The organism is Neobacillus sp. PS3-12 (assembly GCF_030915385.1).
Taxonomy (GTDB): Bacteria; Bacillota; Bacilli; order Bacillales; family Cytobacillaceae; genus JAEVLT01.
On record NZ_CP133268.1, the window covers coordinates 92,788 to 109,559 of the forward strand.

Annotated in this window: 21 protein-coding genes and 3 pseudogenes; 6 read left to right on the plus strand and 18 right to left on the minus strand. The window is 36.5% G+C overall.

The genetic code is table 11. From position 1 onward, the window contains the following. Positions 1-69 precede the first annotated feature (69 nt). Positions 70-1,065, minus strand: coding sequence for an aldo/keto reductase (locus tag RCG17_RS00515; protein ID WP_308173364.1), 996 nt, complete (start codon positions 1,063-1,065; stop codon positions 70-72). A gap of 267 nt (positions 1,066-1,332) precedes the next feature. On the opposite strand from RCG17_RS00515, the gene RCG17_RS00520 reads away from it, so the two are divergent. Beyond that, entirely contained in the window at positions 1,333-1,878 is a 546-nt protein-coding gene (locus RCG17_RS00520; RefSeq protein ID WP_308173365.1) for a TetR/AcrR family transcriptional regulator, read from the plus strand. A 198-nt stretch (positions 1,879-2,076) separates the two neighbouring features. Here RCG17_RS00520 and RCG17_RS00525 read toward each other — a convergent pair whose 3' ends face one another. The 3 genes and pseudogenes from RCG17_RS00525 to RCG17_RS00535 all read right to left on the minus strand — a co-directional run. Then, positions 2,077-2,490: a hypothetical protein gene (locus tag RCG17_RS00525; protein WP_308173366.1), complete on the minus strand. Its 414-nt coding sequence runs from the start codon at positions 2,488-2,490 to the stop codon at positions 2,077-2,079. 324 nt (positions 2,491-2,814) lie between these two features. Beyond that, positions 2,815-3,183: a PAS domain-containing protein gene (locus RCG17_RS00530; protein WP_308175732.1), complete on the minus strand. Its 369-nt coding sequence runs from the start codon at positions 3,181-3,183 to the stop codon at positions 2,815-2,817. After that, positions 3,163-4,307: pseudogene (locus tag RCG17_RS00535) on the minus strand (nitrate/nitrite transporter); the annotation flags it as partial. The gene RCG17_RS00530 and the pseudogene RCG17_RS00535, both read right to left, overlap by 21 nt. A 292-nt stretch (positions 4,308-4,599) precedes the next feature. Between RCG17_RS00535 and RCG17_RS00540 the strand changes: the two are divergent. The 3 genes from RCG17_RS00540 to RCG17_RS00550 all read left to right on the plus strand — a co-directional run bounded on the left by RCG17_RS00540 (position 4,600) and on the right by RCG17_RS00550 (position 6,531). Next, positions 4,600-4,803, plus strand: a complete 204-nt coding sequence (locus RCG17_RS00540; protein ID WP_308173367.1) for a hypothetical protein — start codon at positions 4,600-4,602, stop codon at positions 4,801-4,803. 925 nt (positions 4,804-5,728) lie between these two features. Then, positions 5,729-6,331: a metallophosphoesterase gene (locus RCG17_RS00545; protein ID WP_308173368.1), complete on the plus strand. Its 603-nt coding sequence runs from the start codon at positions 5,729-5,731 to the stop codon at positions 6,329-6,331. Next, on the plus strand, positions 6,328-6,531 hold the full coding sequence (locus RCG17_RS00550; RefSeq protein ID WP_308173369.1) for a hypothetical protein: 204 nt from the start codon (positions 6,328-6,330) through the stop codon (positions 6,529-6,531). Before RCG17_RS00545 ends, RCG17_RS00550 begins: the two co-directional genes overlap by 4 nt. Positions 6,532-6,768: 237 nt before the next feature. On the opposite strand, the gene RCG17_RS00555 is transcribed toward RCG17_RS00550, so the two are convergent. Next, positions 6,769-7,665, minus strand: a complete 897-nt coding sequence (locus tag RCG17_RS00555; protein WP_308173370.1) for an RCC1 domain-containing protein — start codon at positions 7,663-7,665, stop codon at positions 6,769-6,771. 493 nt (positions 7,666-8,158) lie between these two features. Further along, complete coding sequence (locus tag RCG17_RS00560) at positions 8,159-8,419, minus strand: hypothetical protein (RefSeq protein WP_308173371.1); 261 nt, start codon at positions 8,417-8,419, stop codon at positions 8,159-8,161. A gap of 72 nt (positions 8,420-8,491) precedes the next feature. On the opposite strand from RCG17_RS00560, the gene RCG17_RS00565 reads away from it, so the two are divergent. Beyond that, positions 8,492-8,626, plus strand: coding sequence for a hypothetical protein (locus RCG17_RS00565; protein WP_308173372.1), 135 nt, complete (start codon positions 8,492-8,494; stop codon positions 8,624-8,626). Between the two features lie 451 nt (positions 8,627-9,077). Here the strand turns inward: RCG17_RS00565 and RCG17_RS00570 are convergent, their stop codons facing one another. From RCG17_RS00570 to RCG17_RS00625, 12 genes and pseudogenes are all read right to left on the minus strand, one after another. Then, positions 9,078-9,545: a hypothetical protein gene (locus RCG17_RS00570; protein WP_308173373.1), complete on the minus strand. Its 468-nt coding sequence runs from the start codon at positions 9,543-9,545 to the stop codon at positions 9,078-9,080. A gap of 117 nt (positions 9,546-9,662) precedes the next feature. Next, positions 9,663-10,322: pseudogene (locus RCG17_RS00575) on the minus strand (NAD(P)H-dependent oxidoreductase). 45 nt (positions 10,323-10,367) lie between these two features. Next, a complete protein-coding gene (locus tag RCG17_RS00580; RefSeq protein WP_308173374.1) occupies positions 10,368-11,066 on the minus strand; it encodes a pirin family protein in 699 nt (232 codons plus the stop codon). 52 nt (positions 11,067-11,118) lie between these two features. Next, positions 11,119-11,253 (minus strand): BA3454 family stress response protein, encoded by a 135-nt coding sequence (locus RCG17_RS00585; protein ID WP_308173375.1) that lies wholly within the window; start codon positions 11,251-11,253, stop codon positions 11,119-11,121. Positions 11,254-11,286: 33 nt separating this feature from the next. Continuing rightward, positions 11,287-11,562 carry a hypothetical protein gene (locus RCG17_RS00590; RefSeq protein ID WP_308173376.1) on the minus strand — a complete coding sequence of 92 codons (276 nt, stop codon included), beginning with the start codon at positions 11,560-11,562 and terminating at the stop codon, positions 11,287-11,289. A 17-nt stretch (positions 11,563-11,579) separates the two neighbouring features. Then, positions 11,580-12,188 (minus strand): alpha/beta hydrolase, encoded by a 609-nt coding sequence (locus RCG17_RS00595; RefSeq protein WP_308173377.1) that lies wholly within the window; start codon positions 12,186-12,188, stop codon positions 11,580-11,582. Continuing rightward, positions 12,188-13,132 (minus strand): ring-cleaving dioxygenase, encoded by a 945-nt coding sequence (locus RCG17_RS00600; protein WP_308173378.1) that lies wholly within the window; start codon positions 13,130-13,132, stop codon positions 12,188-12,190. The genes RCG17_RS00595 and RCG17_RS00600 overlap by 1 nt, the downstream gene beginning before the upstream one ends. A gap of 25 nt (positions 13,133-13,157) precedes the next feature. Then, the gene (locus RCG17_RS00605; RefSeq protein WP_308173379.1) at positions 13,158-13,766 is read right to left on the minus strand and encodes a flavin reductase family protein; all 609 of its coding nucleotides are present in this window, start codon (positions 13,764-13,766) and stop codon (positions 13,158-13,160) included. Between the two features lie 23 nt (positions 13,767-13,789). Continuing rightward, on the minus strand, positions 13,790-14,728 hold the full coding sequence (locus RCG17_RS00610; RefSeq protein WP_308173380.1) for a ring-cleaving dioxygenase: 939 nt from the start codon (positions 14,726-14,728) through the stop codon (positions 13,790-13,792). A gap of 112 nt (positions 14,729-14,840) precedes the next feature. Next, positions 14,841-15,239 carry a DoxX family protein gene (locus RCG17_RS00615; protein WP_308173381.1) on the minus strand — a complete coding sequence of 133 codons (399 nt, stop codon included), beginning with the start codon at positions 15,237-15,239 and terminating at the stop codon, positions 14,841-14,843. 85 nt (positions 15,240-15,324) lie between these two features. Beyond that, complete coding sequence (locus tag RCG17_RS00620; protein ID WP_308173382.1) at positions 15,325-15,723, minus strand: MarR family winged helix-turn-helix transcriptional regulator; 399 nt, start codon at positions 15,721-15,723, stop codon at positions 15,325-15,327. Between the two features lie 203 nt (positions 15,724-15,926). Next, positions 15,927-16,037 (minus strand): annotated as a pseudogene (locus RCG17_RS00625) (IS3 family transposase); the annotation flags it as partial. A 376-nt stretch (positions 16,038-16,413) separates the two neighbouring features. Between RCG17_RS00625 and RCG17_RS00630 the strand changes: the two are divergent. Continuing rightward, positions 16,414-16,644, plus strand: a complete 231-nt coding sequence (locus RCG17_RS00630) for a hypothetical protein (protein ID WP_308173383.1) — start codon at positions 16,414-16,416, stop codon at positions 16,642-16,644. Positions 16,645-16,772 lie beyond the last annotated feature (128 nt).

The window sequence follows — 16,772 nt, forward strand, 5'->3', positions numbered from 1 at the left end:
TTGCTCAAATTCATCAATGACTTTAAGAGCAGAGTGTAAAAACCCTGCTCCTGGAAAAATTTCATCTATTTACAGTGCACCAACTACTGGGTGCGGAACATACGGTTCTTCTAAGTACGCAATTTCATCAGGTGTTAATGTTATGGTTAGGGCTCCGACGGCATCTTCAAGATGGGATATTTTCGTTGCCCCGATAATCGGTGATGTCACCGATTCTTTCTGTAACAACCAAGCAATTGAGATTTGTGAACGAAGGACACCGTGTTTTTCAGCCAGCTCTGCAACCCGCTCTGCAATTAATCGGTCAGTGCTTGCAGTGGCATCGTACTTTGATCTCTGCGTTTGGTCGGTTTCGGAACGAAGTGTTGTTTCTGACCAATCACGCGTCAATCTACCTGAAGCAAGTGGGCTGTATGGAGTCACTCCGATTTTCTCCTCCTTACATAGCGGTAACATTTCTCGTTCTTCTTCACGATACAAGAGATTGAGGTGGTTCTGCATCGATACAAACCGTGTCCATCCATTTTTCTCTGCCACATTCAATGCTTTTAGGAACTGCCAGGCATACATGGCGGAAGCACCAATATATCGTGCTTTACCAGCTTTCACAACATCATGTAATGCTTCCATTGTCTCTTCGATCGGTGTGTCATAATCCCAACGGTGGATGATATAAAGGTCTACATAATCTGTTCCCAAGCGTTTAAGACTCTTGTCAATTTCGCTCATAATATGCTTTCGGGAGAGACCTCTGCTGTTGGGTCCTTTCCTGTTTAAATCTTTACCAAGCGGAAAATAAACCTTAGTGGCAAGGACAACCTCATCTCGGTTTGCAAAATCCTTAAGCGCACGTCCAACAAATTCCTCACTTGTTCCATCGGAATAGACATTCGCTGTATCAAAGAAATTAATTCCTAAATCAAGGGCTTTTTTGATGACAGACCGACTACTCTCTTCATCAATTACCCAAGGGTGAACCCAACGTTCCTTCTCACCAAAACCCATGCATCCGAGACAAAGCCGAGATACATCCAAGCCAGTATTTCCAAGTTTCACGTATTCCATTTCGTTTCTCCTCGCTTTCGAATATCTATACCAACTTTTAGTATTAACAGAAACAAAATTCTTAAAATGGTTAAATGATTGAGGATTGTCCATTTATGTACAATTAAATAAAAACTGTCTATTAAAACATCTATACATTAATGAACATCTGTATATAATTATAAATAGAAATAGGGAGTTTACAATTGTTAAAAGACCAAATTTTGTTCATTAGTGAACAAATCAATTAAAATTGTTTATTATTATGGAAGTCTGGTGAATCTTATCATGGCAAAAGTAGATAGGAGAATACTCAAATCTCAACAAGCCATAAAAAATGCTGTGGTTGAGCTGATGTCTGAAAAAAGTTTTGATGACATTAAGATTCAAGATATTTCCGACAAGGCAAATGTTAGCCGAGGAACTATTTATCTTCATTATTTGGATAAATATGATTTGTTGGATAAGCTCATTGCAGATCATATCAATGAAATGCAAGCCATTTGCGAATCAGCCTCTGAATTGGATTTTATAGATGCTAATCTGCCATGGTTCGAATACATTGAAAGTCATTATTTATTCTTTTCAACGATGTTAGCAAGTAAGGGGGCTCCTTCTTTTCGTAGTCAGTTCCTTAAGTTTCTTATAGAAGAGTTTAAAGATGAAGTGGATGTTGCAAAAGGAAAAAATCAAGGTTTAAATGAAGATGTTATTCTTCAATTTATTGTGACCTCGTACGTAGGAATAGTGGAATGGTGGATTACAAATGGGATGCCTTATCCGCCCCGTGTCATGGCAGAACAAGTTGGATTTTTGTTAGAGAGAAATCTTTAGAAAGCATTCATTCTTGCTCTTTCATATGTGTACAAATACGTAAATATCAAATTTCAGTTAGCAATATGTTTAACGTTTTCAGGGTTATTTTTTGATAGTAATATGTGTTCTCAAAATAAACAGATAAGGGTACAACGTCTGTTGTACCCTCACAATTTGATATACAATATATTTTACAAAAATTGTTTCATAAAAGACTTACTTCTCCGCCATCCACGGGTTTTGTTGTTTAAGCATTTCATCATAACTGTAATCGAATCCTTCAACAAATACTGTTGGAGTCTTGAACAATACAATACTTGATACCTCTTTAGCTAAATCTTTATCCCAACCTTCAGGCCAAACCTTTGTTTTTAGCGTGCTATAATATCGGTTTGGTTCTATTGAGTGAAGGTTCCTATTATTCATTTCAAAACTTGTTATTGGACTTGTCTTCTTACGAAGAACTTTACTAAATGGGTAGTATGCAATTGTCAAAGCAAGTTCCATAAACCATGTCAGAAATGAGATAAATTTGTGTCTGAAAACCATCAAGCCTCCAAACATAGTTACTGCACAGACAGCGGCCGTAATCTCCATATTCTTTTCAAAAAGTGTGTTAATAATGTTCATCGTATAAGACCCAACCTTCTAAAATGTATATTTACTGTTAAAAGCTCTCATATTCTTGTAAAAGTACCACCATGCTTGTTAACTGAGTGTACCTGAAGCTCGCAACTTTCATTTAACAAGATAATCAACTTATTTACATTGTAAGTATAAATTCATAAATTTTATATTTGGAGTTCTTTATGAATCTGTTCACAAATTAGTCGAAAAGATTTGAACACTTCGTGACAAAAAAACAAAAGAAAACAGCCCTTTTCATTCTGAGAAGGACTGTATTAGTATAAATGTTAAATTCCGATATAATAATCTGAGATTTTTTGCTTTTACTCATTTTTCACTGACATCACTTAATAATCCTATATAATACTTTAATTCCCCAGCATCATTTCTCACTTCACTGATCGTAAGCCATTCTGGATAGATCTCTCCATTTTTCCGCTTATTCCAAATATTTCCTTGCCAATATCCCTCGCTTTTAATGGATTGCCACATCTTTTGATAAAAATTCTGGTCATGTCTCCCCGATTGTAATACATTAGGATTTTTTCCAATTATCTCTTCCGCATCATAACCAGTTACTTTTGTAAACGAACGGTTTACTTTTTCAATGATTCCGTGAGTGTTAGTGACCATCATGCTTTGTCCAATATTTTCTAAAATCCTTGTTTCCAAATTTAACTTATCAAGGTAAAACATCCAAACAACAATGACAAAACTTGTAAGAGAGAACATCGCAAGCGACATAAAACCGATTGCGTATTGTCCTGTCATTCCAAAGACGATTGATAATACAAGCGGTGGGAAGAATCCCCCAAGCCCTCCCATTGCGGAAACTATTCCATTTGCAATTCCTGCCTGTTTTGAAAAATAATAAGGAACCAATTTAAAGATCGTTCCATTACCAATACCTGCACAAATGGCAACTAATAGACACCCGATTGTATATAAGGTTATGTTGGGAGTAAAAGAAAGTAAAACTCCGGAAAAGGCTAGTCCGTTGAAAACAAAGAATAAAATTTTAAATGGATTAATTTTATCACCGAGCCACCCTCCTATTGGTCGAAGCAGTGTTGCTAATGTGATAAATCCAGCTGTTCTAAGACCTGCATCAACGGTTGTTAATTTAAAGTTTGAAACTAAAAAATTAGGAAGATATACAGTGAACGCAACAAATGAACCGAATGTTATGAAATAAAATAAACTTAAAAACCAAAGCTTTTCATTTTTGTATACACTTTTGATTTGTCCCATTAATGGCTTATTCACTTTTTGTTCTTTTCGATCACCAGTTAAGAAATTTAACAGGGCAAATAAAATAACAGGTATTAAAAATAATAGAACTGTATTCTGCCAACCCAAAGCATTTGTTAAAACGGGAGCACAAAATGACGTTATCGCGGTACCAATATTTCCAGCACCATAAATCCCATTTACAAAACCATGACGTTCCTTTGGATAATACTTTGGCAATGAAGTAACCCCGATGGAAAACACAGCTCCCCCAACCCCAAGCAATAACCCACCCGTAATTAAATCTGCATAGGAATTTGCACGACTTAAATAAAAAACTGGAAAAATTAAAATTAGAAAGCTAATAAAAAACATATTTCTTGCACCAACCGGTTGGTCCAATATCCTAAGGGAATTCTTAATATGGAACCTAAAATGACGGGAATGGCTGTTACTAAGGCTGTTTGATTAGGAGTCAGTGGAATATCCAACTTGATTTTGGACATTAAAGATGAAAGAATCACCCAACACATAAACCCGACAACAAGGCTTAAGCTTTGAAGTGTTAATTGCCATTTTCGAGACTGCATGGCTAACCTTCTCCTTTCATAATTGTCAAAAATAATAATGGTCTTCATCTCAAATAATTTGTACATATATTTATGCTTTATTCTGAACCCGTTTTTATACCGAAGAAATCACCTAGAAGTTGTTAATATTGTAAAAAATCACACACATATATTTGCCTAATTATGTGAATTTTTTTACACGATGTTATTGCTTTGAGCATTTCCAAGGTTTTTTTGTTAAATGGACAAATTTCCGATATGAACAGCATATTTATGAATGCGTGTACCAATATTTTATAAGGAGGGTAATGCAATGGGTGTTGGGCGAATTTTTGTTGAAGCTTTGTTTTATTTGGTAGCTGCGTGCTTGTGCATTGTTAGCATTTATGATGTTCTTTGGGCATACCAAATTCATAATGCTGCACCTGTGCTGGTTGCCATTTTTTTGTGGATAGTCTACTTCGCCATTTTAGGCGCAGTACGCTTTTTCCGTAGAAAAAAAGCTACAAATAGTTAGGTGGGTTTTAAGTAAGGAGGAGTGGGAATTCTCCACTTCTCCTCCTAACCGATTTTATATAACTGTAAATATTATTATTAATACTTCCAATTAATACTTATATTTGTGATTTCTAATAATGATTTGGTGGATAGTTAATCTCTGGAACGAAAGATAATTGTTGAGTATAAGATCGGTATCAGTATCAATAGAAGTATGCCCTACTTTTAAAACTGTCATGTCAATTATGAAGGTTTTGTTTGAGCCCATTCTTCGCCCTCTTTATTTAAGAAAGCAGCGGACTATTATTTTTCTGCTGCTTATTAATTCTTTGTTTTACAGGCTTCCGGTTTACGTCTATCGTCTTCATCAACCCCCTCTCGATAGGACGTGTGTTTCTTTGAGGTGTTAATAAGCTCTACCGCTGGATTTATGCGTAAAAAAAACACCTTCCCAAAGGTAAGTAAAGGAAGGTTATTTGGCATGCACTTTTTATGTAAATCATGCAATTATTAAACTTTTTATTGAAAAATGTCGACAAACTATTAGCTGGTTTAGCATTAGTACATCATACTTTTTGCCGCAACTGTTACAAATAAATTGTTCCATCATTGATCAATCCTTTTGGATAATTTTTTCTATAAATTAGACTTTTTTATACAAAACAGGTAAAAAAATATACCTAAATATAGGCAATAGCATCCATCTCAATTTTGAATCCATGATTAGCAAATCATCTAAAATTAAATGTCCCTTCGAGTCAGTTAATAAGATTGGCTTTCTTTAACTAAGCTGTTAGCTGAAGTATCATCTCTTTATTGCAGAAAGCAACAAATTTATACCACTTTTGCATTGAAATAAGCGACTTTTCTGCACTAGAATAAAGAGTATAGATGTTCCATTGTAATTTTGCTAATCTGTTTTCATTTTTATGAGGAGGGATTGAATGAGAATTGCCGTTTTGTCAGATATTCATGAAGGTTTAAATCGCAAAAATACACAGACTGATATCATGGCTCTGTTAAAAAGATGGATTGCATCCCATTTGCCAGAGGTATTTATCATTGGTGGTGACATGACTGCTGGTCCCGAAAAAAGCCTTGCCTTATTGAATCAGCTACAAAGTGAATTCCCACAAATCAAGTTTTTATTTGTGCATGGAAACCACGATATCTATCATAAGGATTCAAAATCTGCTTACGAAATACTGCTAAAATTTCCAGGTAACCTCGGGAATGGTCCAGTAGAATTAGATGAAAACTGGGTTGTTATTGGTGATGGTGGCTGGTATGATTACACGTTTGGGATCACGGGATATACTGAAGAACAATTTACACTTGGCACCTTCAATGACTTCACTTGGCCAGATAAAATTTACGCTCACTGGTCGGGACATGACTATGAAGAGACGAAACGTTATGTTGCAAAAATTGAAGGCTGGTTGAATGAGTATCGCAAAAAAATATCATTATGGTCACACATGTTGTGCCCTTCTCGCAGTATGTGTTATGTAAGGATGACCCTAGTTGGGATTTTTTCAATGCGATGATGGGCAGCTCACGCTTTGGAGAATTGGCGGTAAAATATAGTGTTAAAAAATACATTTTTGGACATATACATAAACGATACCATGATCAATATAAAGGAATTGAAATAATATGCAATCCGTTAGGCTACTATCCAAACGAATGGAACTTTACATCAGCAGAGGAGGAGATCTTTACAACGATCAAGATGATTGAGATTTAATTAGCAGCTAAAGCAAGAAAAGTATCTGGTTGTTATGTGGGGTGCCATCAAGAACATGCGAATTTACATCATTGAGGAATTTTCATTATTAAAAAGCCCAACTCTCTGTATATTAAAATAGAGAAAATGGGCTTTTTTGTTTCTTCGTTAAAACTCCCTATAGTGAAATAGCCATATTTCTATTGCAATGCTGCTCATTAACAGGGGTAGAGATTCTCTGGCTTATTGTATTTAAAACTAATTTCCGGGTAGTTGGATCTCGCACCAGCCGCTTACATCGCATTGTCCATATTCATTATCACCCACAGCAACCACCGTGCCATCCGCTTTAAGGCCGATGGAATGAGCACAACCCGCCGCAATCGCTACAATATCGCACCAATCACTTACATTACATTGACCATACTCATTCCAACCCACAGCCTCCACAGTACCATCCGCTTTAAGGCCGATGGTATGATTACTACCCACCGCAATTGCCACAATACCGCGCCAGCCGCATACATCGCATTGGTTATGTTTATTCAAACCCACTGCCGTCACCGTTCCGTCTGCTTTAAGACCGATGGTATGAAGATAACCCGCACCGACTGCCACAATATCACACCAGTCGCTTACATTGCATTGGCGATATCGGTTATTACCTACGGCCATCACCGTGCCGTCCGCTTTAAGACCTATGGTATGCCAGTCACCCGCCGCAACCACCACAATATCATGCCAACCGCTTACATTGCATTCACCTTCATTATTTCGGCCCACTGCTGCCACGGTGCCATCCGCTTTTAGACCAATGCTACGACACCAACCCGCCGCAATCGCTACAATATCGCACCAATCGTTTACATCGCATTGGTCATGCTTATTCCAACCCAATGCCGCCACAGTACCGTCCGTTTTAAGACCGATTGTATGAGCATTACCCGTGTTCGTTGCCATATGAACATTACCCGCTGCAACCGCCACCATATCGCACCAGCCACTCACATCACATTGGCCATATTTGTTATCACCCACAGCAATCACCGTGCCGTCCGCTTTAAGACCAACGGTATGACGACATCCTGCCGCAATGGCATCTTTTGGCCACCCTTTCACCTTTAACAACGCTTCTTTCGGTGAAATGTAATCCATGTTTTACCTCCTTGAAAAAAACGTGCAGTTACCTATTAAATACTTTCATTGAAATCGCTAACAGAACCAATTTACAACCTGCACTTGAATTATAGAGAAAAACTGTGACTAAATGAAAATAATCTGATTGCATTTTTGTTTTCGTTGTAAAAATTTGGATTTTTTTGCAAAAGGAAGCCAGAACCTTGCTGATTACACAATGAAATAATAGGTGCAAGATGATGTCGAACGTGCCAATGCCAAGTAGATTCCTATATTATTTTATAACACCTTGATAGGTGTCCTACACAGCTTGTACCACCATGCATATAATAAGCAAGTATATGAAAAGGAAGTGATTGAATGAAGGCAATAACGACTGGAGCATTTTTGGTTCCATTGACTAACCAAAGTGGCAGCCCCAACAACACGTTGTTTATTCTCTGGAAAAATCCAACCGATAAACCACTCACTACGTATTTACTCGGGGAAAGAACCCAATTCCCTGTTACTACTATGGGACCTCAAAAAGAGATTGAGCCCCCCATTTATTTAAAGTCATCGTTCCTGCACACAGCTTTAAGCCTCTTAATACTGGGAACCCTGCTGGATTTTTTATTCGATTTTCATTTTTTGGAAATATCGGTCGAGATGAGCTGAAAAACCAACTCAGTGTGGAGGTAATCGCTGGTACATCACCCCCTGGCGGTGTAACATTATCAGTTGCTGATCCTACTGTCTTTTTCAGACATGCAGACATGATTGAAGTGGACATCCATCCACCGAGTAACCTAACCCCACTTCCAGATGACCCCCAACTAAATATGTTCCAAGAATGATAAATACGGTGATCGTTCCAACAGCGTTCTTTAGTCATGAAGACTTAGTGGATGCAGATATTGATCCTAAAGGTGACCAATACCGTAACCAAGGACGGTATCTATGGTATGGAACAACCTTATACCCCAAAGATTACGAATGAATGATAGTCGGGTATTAAGCAAAACGAAAAGCATCTTAAAGATTTGATTAAAAAATCGAAAAAAGCCATCCCGTTTAATCCGTTTTGAGTTGCATTTCGTATAAATGGCAATGAAAATGGCGTGCGATCTGACATCAGTTTTGGCACGCCATTTCTCTGGTTTATGGAGTTATTCTTACACCTAAAAATTTAAAATGCCTTATTGAACAAAAGCCCCCGATAGTTTAAGTACAACATTTCACAATCTTTGTTTATTTATCAATAATATTTGCAAAATTTGTAAAAAAAATCATCATTGATTATTTAAATTGTGGTATTTATAATAAAAACCCATCCAGCAGCTGCAAACCAATAAGTAGATTGGAAAAGAGTAAAAAATATTGTACCCAGTATAATGATTGCTTCCAGCTTAGTTGTCTTTTTCATTCAATATCAACCTTTATGATGCGGGTCAGTTTGTGTCTTTAATCGATTTTTCCACTAATTTCTGAAACCCATAAATAATTACTGCTAAAGAAATACAAAACACATACCACATGGTATGACTTAATTTTTTCAATTTAAATACTCCTACTTTTTCCCATATTTCGGCAAAAGGATAAGCACAAATTACATCCAAAACTGCATTTGTAACAAAATATTTGAGGAAATTGCCATATGTCAGTTTAAATATCCAAAGTGTGGCTACAAAAAAAGGACCCAATATATATGTAAAATCAACAAGACCAGGAGATACAGGATTTTTATTTTCCCACCATTTTCTCTTATTAGCAATGACACTAAACATACTTATGAATAAATTTGTAAAGCTTGCTACAGGCAAAAACCTAAAAAATGATTTTTTCCCAAGAAAAGGTACAGTTATCCATGGAATAATTAGCATTCCTAAAGCGAATGCCATTTTCTTATTATTAAACATATATTTGCTCCTTTAACCGTATTTTAATTTTATAATTATTGTTCAAAATTAAGCTCTTATATATGGAAACAAAATATAAAAAGGTGAATATCTAACTTGTAGATTAACTCTATAACTTTATATATTCCCTTCCTCCACCCATTCCGCAACTGTAACTGTGCGTTTTGTTTGGTGCTTTACAGCGGCTTGAACAACAGAAAAATCCTCAACCATTTTGCCATTCTGGTCAACAGTTACACTTGTTCCATAAGGCTTTCCTCCTGCTCCGAAAATTACTGGATCAGTATATCCTGGAGTGGCAACAATAGCTCCCCATTGGTACATCGTTGTATATAATGACAAAATGGTTGTCTCTTAACCACCATGAGGGTTTTGGGCAGAAATCATAGCACTTACTACTTTATTTACAAGTTTTCCATTGAACCACAGCCCACCTGTAGTATTTAAGAATTGCTTCATCTGAGAAGGCATATTTCCGAATCTTGTTGGTACGCTAAAAATAATTGCGTCTGCCCATTCTAAATCTTCTAGTGAAACAGTTGGAACACATACTGCAACTTCCTCGGAATAATGCTTCCATGCAGGATTTGAATCAATAACATATTGTAGAGCTAATTCGGGGACTTTTAAGACCTTAACATCAGCTCCAGCTTCTTTTGCCCCTTTCGATGCCCACTGTGTTAGTTGATAATTTCACCTGTTGAACTATAAAAAATTTGCCAATGTTTTAGTCTCCTTGTCAGATGAATTTCCAAATAGTTTAGATAAGAAACTCATTTATTACACCACCTATTATTTCTATCTTCATAATTTATTTATTCACTATTCTTTTTTCATTTCTATAATTAAGATATGTGACGTTTCTACAGCTTTAATTTGAATATCTTCTTCAACAATCTCCATTCCATCTCTATCAGACAACTCAATATCATTAATTACAGAAGTACCTTCTATTTGAACTAAATAAGCCTGCCTGCCTTCTTTTACAGGGAAGGTAATCTCATTTCCTTTGTCCAATTCCAAAGAAAAAATGTTTGCATCCTGATTAATTTTGATTGGGGCATTTCCGTTTAAACCTGATACCATATGCAACCAGTTATTCTTTCTGTCTTCCCAATTGAATCTATAATCACCGTAGTTTGGCTCAAGCCCATTTCTTACAGGCAAAATCCAAATTTGCAAAAACCTAAGTGTTTCTTCTCCTAAGTTATACTCACTATGAAGCACGCCTGTTCCAGCACTCATGTATTGAACTTGGCCACGAGTTACAGTGTTATTGTTTCCCATACTATCACCATGTGTTAATTCCCCATTGACAACGTACGATATAATCTCCATATCCCTATGAGGATGTACACCAAATCCTTTTTTCACTTCAACCAAATCATCGTTGATTACTCGTAACACACCGAATTGGATATTGTCAGGATTATAGTACTCAGCGAATGAAAAATGAAATTTACTCTTTAACCATCCAATATCACTTGAACCCATTTTGCTACTTTCGATTTTTTTTAGCATAAAATTTCTCTCCTAAGTTCATTTTCAATATCCCATTTGATGACAATGTACTCTATTTACTCCATTGTTTAATCACTTGCTTTTCGGCTAAGTGCATAATTTTTTCACAAGTCATTCCTTTATTAGCAAGGACATTGGTTTGATAATTCTTACCTTTATAATTAACTGTAACGATTACCTCAAACATTTTTAATTTCTCCTTTCAAAAATAATTGTTAACCTATCTTGTTGGATATACCGTTTTATGGTCAGCCAGTATCACTAATTGTTTTTCATTAGGTTGATAATTTACTTGTACATCAGAAGAGTAATACCAGGTCTTTTCCGTTTCATTTACCTGAAATACATTTAACATATGCTTAAAATTCAAAATCTTTGAGGACATATCTTCATCAACTGGCAGACTAATCTCCCAATGTCCACCTTTATCTTCAATCGTATAAAGTTCAGTTTGGCAAAGTAGGCGGCTCCCGATCGAATGACGAATCAATAGCATTTCAAATTACCCCCATGTTACTTATAAAGTTCTTGATACCAATTTGCAGCGGCTTTCACTTCTTCCATGGTTAATTGATGACCTCTATTTTCCCAATGAATTTCAACTTTCGCATTAGCGTTTTTTAATAAAGATTCTAATTCAGCAGATTCCATTGGCGAGCAAATTGGATCATTTGTTCCAGCTGCAATAAACACATTCTTACCAGATAAATCAGGAAGATCAATTCCTTTTCTTGGAACCATTGGATGATGAAGAATGGCACCCTTTAAAGCATTTTGATAGTGGAATAATAAACTGGCAGCTATATTGGCCCCATTTGAGTAGCCAATGGCGATAATATTATTTCGGTCAAAACCATACTTTTCCGCTGCTTCGTCAAGAAACTCATTTAATTCTTTTGTACGGAAAATAAGGTCTTCTATATCAAATACTCCCTCAGCCAATCTTCGGAAGAATCGAGGCATTCCATTTTCTAATACATTTCCTCGAACACTTAAGACAGAGGCCTCATCATCCATTCTTCCGGCAAGAGGTAATAAGTCTAATTCATTACCGCCAGTACCATGAAGTAATAAAAATGTTGGTTTTTTTGGATCTTGCCCCTTATTGAAAATATGTTTCATTATTTATCTTCCTCCAAAAACCGTACCTCAACAGGTGGCAAGGCTTCTTCTAATTCTTCTCTTTTTGACTCTAACCAAGATGGAAGCATGAGTTTAGTTCCGAGTTCGTCGGGAGGTTCATCTACTGCAAAACCTGGTGGGTCGGTTGCTATTTCGAAGAGAATTCCCCCTTGTTCATGAAAATAAAGGGCTTTGAAATAGTTTCGGTCAAGAATCTCAGTCGGGTAATAGCCTTTTTCAACAAGAAGTGTTCTCCACCTTTTGTGTTCCTCTTCATCCTTTGCCCTCCATGCTATATGGTGAACTGTTCCTGCCCCCATTAGCCCTCGAACTGAAGGATTTAAGTGAATATCAATGGTGTTTCCAATGTTTCCTTCAGATTTAAATCTTAAAAATTCATTATCTTGACCAATGCATTCTAACCCTAAAATATTTTCTAGAACATCCGTTGTCCTATGTGGCTGGGCCGAAAACAGAACAGCACCGCCAAATCCTTTAATCGCATTTTCGGATTCAACTCCACCAAAGTTCCAAGTATTCATTGGTCCATCATCTCGCTCCGCCAGTTCGAGTTGAAGTCCGTCAGGGTCGTTAAATTTAATATATTTTTCACCAAAGCGAGTGGATGAAGTAAACTCCACACCAAATTTTCGTAGTCGATTCTCCCAAAATGAAACCGCACCCTTCGGTATAACATAACTGGTTACACCAACCTGACCTGTTCCAATTCGACCTTTTAGCTGTTTAGCCCATGGGAAAAAAGTGATAACAGTTCCTGGTTGACCTGTTTCATTCCCAAAATAAAGGTGATACACTTCTGGGCGGTCAAAATTTATCGTTTTTTTAACAAGCCTTAAACCAAGTACACCTGCATAAAAGTTAATATTTCTTTGTGCATCATTTACCATTGCTGAGATATGATGAATACCAGCTGTTTTTTGCATGTTTCTACCTCCATTTTTTCAATGGTTACTTGGGTCTTTCAATTTCGAAAATCTCACCAATTTTGGCGTAATTATTCCCAGCCAATCGACTTACAGCAGCTAAGCCCCTTGGATCAATTCTTCCATTTTCATAAATATCGCTTTCTATATGGAATTGAACGATTTTTCCTATAATCAGATCGCACCCTGGAGTATCCAAGCCGTCTAACTCTAGAGAATGCTCTAATAAACATTCCATTCTGATTTTCGCCTCCTTAACTCCAGGAACGGCAATTTTTACACTTTCCACTGTAGTTAAGCTTGCCAAGTCAATCTCACTTTGATTAGGGGGAAGGCTTGCAGCTGTTTTATTGATTTTTTTAACATTTTGTTCATCCACGATATGAACAACAAATTCCTTTGACTCGATGATGTTTCTTGCAGTATCCTTTCGTTTCCCCGATGCCCGTTGAATGGATAATGAAATCATCGGGGGATTGGATGACACGATATTAAAGTAACTAAAGGGTGCGCCGTTTATCACACCTTCTTTAGATTTAGTTGTAACAAAAGCAATTGGTCTTGGGATAATGCTACCTATGAGAAATTTATAGTTATCTCTTTCAGATATTGAGGCTGGATCAATAGAAAGCAATGAAATCGCCCACTTTCATAAAATCAGTCTAGTTCTCTTACTTCAAACGGTAATAATACTGCTTCAATTTTTGCCCTACGAGGTTCATACTGTGATGGCAACATCAGTTTTTCACCCATAGTCGCTACGGATTCATCATGAGCAAATCCTGGAGGATCAGTAGCAATTTCAAACAGTATTTCTCCATGTTCTCTGAAGTAAATAGCATTAAAGTAGTTTCGATCTTGTACTGGTGTAACGCCATATCCATTTGCTCGAACAAACTTTTTCCAATCTAATTGGTCCTGATTATCTTTAGCACGCCATGCTATGTGGTGTACTGTACCAACACCCATTTGTCCTCGACCAATTGGAGTTAATTTTAGGTCGATTACGTTTCCAATGTCGGCTGAAGAACGGAAACGGATGAAGCCCTCATCTTCTCCAATGAATTCAAGTCCCATAACTTTTTCTAACAAATCTGCCGTATTGTGTGGTTGGGTCGATAATAGAGTGGCTCCGCCAAAACCTTTAATAGCAACATCTGGTGTTACACCACCGAATGTCCAAGTATTGACTTCTCCTTCTTCTCTTTCAACAATTTCCAAGTGTAGCCCGTGTGGATCATCAAATTTCAAATATTGCTCACCAAAGCGTTCCATGATTGTATAAGGAACATTGAATCTTTCTAGTCTTTTTTGCCAAAACCCCATGGCACCTTTCGGGACTACATAAGAAGTAACCCCGACTTGACCATCTCCAATGGTTCCTTGCTCGGCTCCTGGCCAAGGAAAGAATGTAATAATTGTCCCTGGCTTTCCGCCTTCATTACCGAAATAAAGGTGATAAGTACCTGGATCATCAAAATTGACTGTTTGCTTAACCAAACGTAATCCCAAAACTCCAGCGTAGAAATCTACATTCTCTTGTGGATGGCCGACAATTGCTGTGATATGGTGAATACCCATTGTTTGCTTACTCATTTTTCAACGCTCCTTTTAATTTAAATAAACTTGATACCTTATTTTGTTCTTACGCATTAATTACAATCGAATGAAATTACTCTTAATTTAAGGATTCTTAATCTGAGATATTTTAGAATAAAAGAGCATCTAACGCATATTGACCAGGGCCAATTAACGCAATCCCAATAGCAACTGCAAGCAAGGTCAGGTTATATTCGTAACCATTTGCTGTTGCCCATAATCCATTAGGAGCATGCACTTTAATAATTGCCATTAACATAGTTCCAGCAATCAAAATTCCTGCAAGTGGAGTTAACAGTCCTAAAGCGAACAAAAGTCCACCAATAAATTCTGCTAATCCTGCCAAAAGGGCCATTGTTACTCCTGGTTTCATGCCAATGGATTCAAACCATCCACCAGTTCCTTTTAATCCGTAGCCGCCGAACCAACCAAACAATTTTTGAGCACCGTGGCCGATAAATAATACTCCAATTACCACACGAATTATAAATAAACCAATATTTATCATCTAAAATTCCTCCTGAATATTTCCCTCGAATTCGAGATATTAATTTTATAAAAATGCTAGTTTAAACTTTATTCCTTACTTTTTTTTAAAACTGCACCAATGTCTCGCCCTCAACAGAATCTAGTGAGCCAAACATGTGATGAACGAACTCATGATATTTCGGCATGATATCGTTCATCAATCGATTTCCGTCACCAGTTAGTGTTACGTGTATCACTCGGCGGTCATCTGGACAGGCATTACAGCTTATTAAACCTCTTTGTTCTAGCTTATCTATAACATAGGTCATCGAACCACTGGAGATTAATATACAATTTCCAATCTGCTGAATCGTTTGTTTACCTTTTTGGTAAAGTACCTCTAAAACAGAAAATTCCGTAATACTTAACTTGTTTTTTGCCATTTCTTCTTTTATTCTCTCATGAATGGCTTTAGAGGTTTGCATTAATACCAGAAAGGGTAGATTATTGCATTTCCTCTCCATTTAGTTCACCTTCTCAAATAATCTTGAATTAAAATATCTTGAATCTGAGATAATAATAATACTCACAAATTTATTTGTCAATAACCTTATTCATTTTTTATTAAACTGCATTAATCCTTATTGTTAAAGCTCCTGATATCAAACTGAAAGGCATCGGAATGAGGTGTAAAGTGTACCCCTTGTAAAGGACATTTTAAAAAAGCCTAGGCATTTTTAACAAGATGAACTCTGTATTGAGCAGGGGTCATCTTTTTTAAATTCCACTGATATCTATAATTATTTTAATATGTCATATACTGCTTAATCTCACGCTTTTTTGAAACCTTTAAAAAAGTTCTAACAAAATAAACAATTACCAAAAACAAGAAGAAAACATCCATCAAAAAGGCTCCAAATCGCATAACACTCCCTCACATTACTTTTTTATTATCTAAGTAAATTCCAATGTTTTTTCACTATCTGTTACCTTTTAGCCGATTGTCTTTTCAATTTCTCCAAACAATTTCAAGCTTTCACCTGCTTCATCTTTTCGTTCAGCTAAAACCCTACCACCAACTAAACCTGCCTTAATTATATAGAAGCAACCAGCTTAAACCAAATAATTCTAAGATAATACTTATTAAGTTAAAAATATCCACCCTCTAATTACAAAATTTTATGATAATATCACGATAGAGAGGAGGTGATGCTATGGATCCAGACAACCAATTACTAACTACAACTACTTTAGAAACTACAAAAGAAATTATTCCTGAAGTATACAAAGATGGACTGCAGCTAACGGTGAAAGAACTAGGAAAAGATCTTCACACAATCTCAAGGTTAGTTACTATTGCCCTTACTCCAATATCTGCAATGGTATGGAGTTATGATAAAATTAAAGAACATTTCATACCTTCACAGTTTGTTTCATATTACTAAATTTTTATTAAAATACCTGGCCCTGTTTGTTTGAGTGAAAATCTCTACAATCCCTTTGCCCTATAATAAATTTTCTATAAACAAGTTATTCAAGAATATGACCCTTAACCTCAAGAAAGAGCACAATT